The organism is uncultured Cyclobacterium sp. (assembly GCF_963976465.1).
Lineage (GTDB): Bacteria > Bacteroidota > Bacteroidia > Cytophagales > Cyclobacteriaceae > Cyclobacterium.
Map to the genome: position 1 here is coordinate 1 of NZ_CAXBOC010000569.1, position 3,289 is coordinate 3,289.

4 protein-coding genes and 1 pseudogene are annotated in these 3,289 nt (G+C 39.1%); 2 read left to right on the forward strand and 3 right to left on the reverse strand.

What is annotated here, in order from left to right:
- Positions 1-402 (forward strand): SIMPL domain-containing protein (locus AAC037_RS22290; RefSeq protein WP_339905728.1); only part of this gene is annotated, 402 nt, incomplete at its 5' end.
- A gap of 3 nt (positions 403-405) precedes the next feature.
- Here AAC037_RS22290 and AAC037_RS22295 read toward each other — a convergent pair.
- The gene (locus tag AAC037_RS22295) at positions 406-777 is read right to left on the reverse strand and encodes a hypothetical protein (protein WP_339905730.1); all 372 of its coding nucleotides are present in this window, start codon (positions 775-777) and stop codon (positions 406-408) included.
- A gap of 397 nt (positions 778-1,174) precedes the next feature.
- Here AAC037_RS22295 and AAC037_RS22300 point away from each other — a divergent pair, with 397 nt between their 5' ends.
- On the forward strand, positions 1,175-1,858 hold the full coding sequence (locus AAC037_RS22300; protein WP_339905731.1) for a DUF2461 domain-containing protein: 684 nt from the start codon (positions 1,175-1,177) through the stop codon (positions 1,856-1,858).
- Here AAC037_RS22300 and AAC037_RS22305 read toward each other — a convergent pair.
- Together AAC037_RS22305 and AAC037_RS22310 are read right to left on the reverse strand one after the other, a co-directional pair.
- A complete protein-coding gene (locus AAC037_RS22305; RefSeq protein ID WP_339905733.1) occupies positions 1,855-2,670 on the reverse strand; it encodes a Cof-type HAD-IIB family hydrolase in 816 nt (271 codons plus the stop codon). The two genes, AAC037_RS22300 and AAC037_RS22305, sit on opposite strands and share 4 nt — an antisense overlap.
- 30 nt (positions 2,671-2,700) lie before the next feature.
- A pseudogene (locus AAC037_RS22310) lies at positions 2,701-3,289 on the reverse strand (coproporphyrinogen III oxidase); the annotation flags it as partial.

Genomic DNA, 3,289 nt, shown 5'->3' on the forward strand with positions numbered 1-3,289 from the left:
GGTTATGTGGCCAGCCAAAATTTGAGGATATTGGTCAAAGATACAGCACAGGACTTGGTCAAAATCATGCAAGCGTTGCATGACACTATAGATATGGGCTTCCAATTGAGTTTCCAGCTTTCAGATAGCAAAAGGAAAGAATATCAAGAAGAATTATTGCGTATGGCTTTGCAGGACGCCAAAAGTAAAGCCATGTTGATAGCCAACACGCTTGAACTAGGAGATATAGCAGTTCATCAGGTGATCTACGGCTCCGGAGGGAATTCTTTTCAACCAAAGGGGTATAGAAACGAGGCCATGATGTTAAGTGCTGACAACCAAAGAACAGCACCAACAATTCAGCCTGACGAACAAACTTTAAGTGATCAGGTGAAAGTGATATTTACTTTTACAAAAGAATAAGCCTTAAGCTTGCGGATTAGGGAAGTTATCCGTTTCGTTTTCTCCAGGCCTTTTGTGTAAACATTGAAAATCTTTTTCAATCAACAATTGGAGGGCGGTACCCTCAGCCAAAGCTTGTGTTTTGGTTATTCCAACTTGTGCAGTATTTGCCCACGCCTTTATTTCTGCGGAGGGTAAGCTTATGCTAATCTGTCCCTTCTCAAAAATAATGTTAAAGGAATTTCCATCTTCTGAGGCTTTTAAAATATAAATGAATGAAGGATAAGGGTTAGGAAATTTCAATTCCTCTTTGATCTCATTTGTCTCAGACAATTTTTTAACTTCAGACATCGAAAGCCGGAGACGAATGGAATTGTTGTGGATGCGGATTTTCATAAAATGCTGATTAAAGTATATGCGTGGAAAAACAATTATTTAGTAAATTGGTTTATTTGGAAATAATAATTTTTGTATTCCCGATGTTTAACCCTTTTCTTGGTTGATCTCTTTAATGATTCCGGTAAGGAGAGATTTATCCCTACCTTAAACCGGTGTATTTAGTAAGGGGTGAAGGACTAAAAAGGCATTTTAAAATTAGCTATTAATTCCTTTGCAAGCTAAAAACCGGGGTTACATTTGATAATAATTTTATAATTATAGTTTAATATGGAACGGTTTTCTTTAATGCTAAAATTTTGAAAATTAACAATATATTATCTGCGGACTTTTGATTTTGACTAAAGTATAGGCAATTTACCAAAACGAAATCATCTATTCACTTACCTTTAATCTCATGTCAAATAAAGAACTTCTGACTTTTCTTACGGAGCTGTCTGCCAACAATAGCAAAGAGTGGATGGACGAAAATCGAAAATGGTATGAGCAGGAGAGGACATCTTTTCTTGAAATAGTTGCTGAAATTTTGGCTGCTTTAAGTAAGATTGAGCTCGGGTTTTCAGAGTTGCGGCCAAAAGATTGTATGTTTAGACAAAACAGAGACATAAGGTTTAGCGCTAATAAAGCGCCTTACAAAACCAATATGGCTGCTTATTTTTCGATTGGAGGAAAAAAAGCGGAAGGTCCCGGATATTATCTGCACGTACAGCCCGGAGCTTCTATGGTTGGAGGAGGGGTTTGGATGCCGCAGGCTCCCGTACTTAAGAAAATCAGACAAGAAATTGACTATTCAGGTCAAGAGCTAAATCAAATACTATCAGCCCCTGAGATAAAAGGTACATTTGGAGCAATGCAAGGGGAAAAGCTCAAAACCTCTCCCAAAGGTTTTGAAAAAGATCATCCTTATATTGAATATTTGAGGTACAAAAGTTTCGTTCTTTCCCGGCCTGTTTCAGATAAGGATATTCACTCAGGTGCCTATGTGGGGTTGGCCTTAGAGGCCTATGAAAAGATGAGGCCTTTTCAGACTTTTCTTGCACGAGCAATTTATACCACAGATGAGGAAGATTTATTGCTTTAAAGAAGAAGCTTCTCAATGCTTTTGGCTACACCATCCGTGATATTTGAGCTGGTAACTTCATTTGCTACTGCTTTTACTTCCTCACGAGCATTGGCAACAGCCACCCCATAACCTGCTTCATCCAATAAAGGGATGTCATTGTAATTGTCGCCAAAGGCCAGGACTTCACTCATAGGGATATTGTAATCTGCCAAGATTCGTCGCAGGCCTGATGCCTTGGAGATAGCCTTGGGTGCAATCTCAATATAAGTGTCTTTGGACCTGTAAAGGTGTAAAGAGGAATCATGGCTATTGAACAATTGATCGTATAGCCATTGAATTTCATCAACTTGTCCCATGCACATTACCTTATGTGCCCCCATTTTAGCGCTTTCCCAATTTTCTATTACTCCATGTTGTTTACCTAATTTGGCTTTTACTTTGGTAACCATCTCTTCCTTTTCAGTCCATTTATCCATGGTTGGTGCATACCAATCGTCTGCGGAATATAGGCTTATATGCACCTCTGTCTTCGCTGCCACTTCAATTATTTTGCGGCATGTGGCCGGCTTGATATAGGTAGAATCCACCATTTCTGAACCCTTGTGCGGGGAGCGGATGACATAGCCTCCATTATAACAAATCAAAGGGTTGTCCGTCCTTTTAAATTCTTCCAGCAAATGAGTCATTGCACCGGGCATTCTAGAGGAGGCCAAGATTACAGGGAAATCTGCAGGTAAAGCTGCAAAGGCTGTTAAGGTTCTCTCTGAAAGTTGTCGGCGTTTATCCAAAAGTGTGCCGTCTATGTCGGTGCAAATAGCGCTTATTTTCATTGATTGAATTTTTGATGCGAAGATAAACAATCAAATGGCTTTACTAAAAACAGGGCTGGATTTTTCTGTATTTTGACTGTAAGGATCCAATGCCATGCAGATGTTCCTTACAAATGGTTTTCCTTCTTCGGTGATGTTAATTTTTCCTTTGTCAAAAGAGATCAAACCTTCATTAAGAAAGGTTAGTAAGTGATCAGGGATCTCGCTCCCTTGCTTCCAAGGTGCCGTATGGTTGCAAATCAAGCTCATTATAAAGGATTTAGAACGCAGATCACTTTCTTTCTGAATATGGCCTTTTATGATAGGGAATTCATTTTCCCATATTGTTTTGGTGTAAGCTTCTATCTTTTTTTCATTCTGTCCATAGGCATAATTGATGTCAGAGATGGCGCTACAGCCCAAACCTAATAGAATCTTTGATGGTGAAGTGGTATAGCCCATAAAATTTCTGTGCAATGTCCGGTTTGATTTGGCTTCAAGAAGTGGATCTCCTATTAAAGCAAAATGGTCCATGCCGATTTCTTCATAGCCCATATCTTTGAGCCAAATTTTACCTTGCTCATATAACTTTCTTTTTTCTTCTTCGTTTGGGAGGTGCTCTTCAAATGATTTTTGGGCT

Excerpts from the sequence above, each read along its gene's own strand:
- AAC037_RS22295 (WP_339905730.1), bottom strand. The coding sequence starts at position 777 with ATGAAAATCCGCATCCACAACAATTCCATTCGTCTCCGGCTTTCGATG.
- AAC037_RS22300 (WP_339905731.1), top strand. The coding sequence starts at position 1,175 with ATGTCAAATAAAGAACTTCTGACTTTTCTTACGGAGCTGTCTGCCAAC.
- AAC037_RS22305 (WP_339905733.1), bottom strand. The coding sequence starts at position 2,670 with ATGAAAATAAGCGCTATTTGCACCGACATAGACGGCACACTTTTGGAT.